This window comes from Streptomyces sp. sk2.1, from assembly GCF_008120935.1.
Lineage (GTDB): Bacteria > Actinomycetota > Actinomycetes > Streptomycetales > Streptomycetaceae > Streptomyces.
Genome location: NZ_RDBO01000171.1, coordinates 1 through 1,001, shown reverse-complemented (window position 1 = coordinate 1,001; position 1,001 = coordinate 1). Strand labels below are relative to the sequence as shown.

Annotated in this window: 1 protein-coding gene and 1 pseudogene; one reads left to right on the top strand and one right to left on the bottom strand. The window is 72.3% G+C overall.

Features of this window, described 5'->3' with window-relative positions; translation table 11 throughout:
- Positions 1–298 precede the first annotated feature (298 nt).
- Positions 299–643 carry a hypothetical protein gene (locus tag EAO76_RS41910; protein WP_187439024.1) on the top strand — a complete coding sequence of 115 codons (345 nt, stop codon included), beginning with the start codon at positions 299–301 and terminating at the stop codon, positions 641–643.
- 48 nt (positions 644–691) lie between these two features.
- Here the strand turns inward: EAO76_RS41910 and EAO76_RS41905 are convergent.
- Positions 692–1,001 (bottom strand): annotated as a pseudogene (locus EAO76_RS41905) (hypothetical protein); the annotation flags it as partial.

Here is a 1,001-nt window from a genome sequence, read left to right as displayed (position 1 = left end):
GGACCTCACAGTCCGCCGCTCCGGGCGTGAGCGCGGACCGGCTCGCAGTACAACAAAACACCGACGGCAAAGACATCCTCTACCTCCCCGACACCACACACAACACCCTCTACTACGGGCTGCGCTGAGGCCCCACCCGCCCGTTTGCCGTTGTGCCGGGCGGGGGTGAACGCCCGTCAGGTCCGGGGCCGTCAGCCCGCCCGCCGCAGCTCTGCTGGCCGCCCTCGCCCGCGCCCTGCTGCCCTGGCACGGCTTCCCCACCCCGCCCGCGGCGGCCGCGGCCCCCCGGTACGCGACCGTGCCGGGAAGGCCACCGACCGGGGCGGGCGAGGCCCTGCTGCCCGGCCTGGCCGGCCTGTTCACCGCCCTCGCCGCGACGAGCCGGCCCGGCGACGCGGGGCTCACCCCGCCCGTCGAGCCCTGGCGGGCCCGCCACCCGGGCAGGTTCCGCCACTTCACCCGGCCCGCGAGAGGGGTGTGGGCGGCCGGGACCGTGTGCTGCCCGCGGTGCGGGGGCAGCGACGGCCCGTGGACGGTGACCTGCGACTGGCGCCGGGCCGAACTGGGCTGCCCCTGCGGCGCGGTGCACCGCGAGCACGGCCTGAGCCTCTCGGAGATCTGGCTCGCACTGCCCCGGACCTGACGGGCGTTCACCCCCGCCCGGCACAACGGCAAACGGGCGGGTGGGGCCTCAGCGCAGCCCGTAGTAGAGGGTGTTGTGTGTGGTGTCGGGGAGGTAGAGGATGTCTTTGCCGTCGGTGTTTTGTTGTACTGCGAGCCGGTCCGCGCTCACGCCCGGAGCGGCGGACTGTGAGGTCCAGGTTCCGTCGGTGTTCTGGGTCGCGACGAAGACCTGGTCGGTGCCGGTGGTGGTGATGTAGTAGATCCGTTTGGTGTCTGTGGTGTTCCAGGTGATGCCGAGGGCTGCTGTGGTCTGGGTGTTGGTGTATACGGTTTTGCTGGTCCAGCTGCTGCCGCTCGGGTAGGCGTAGTGCACGTGG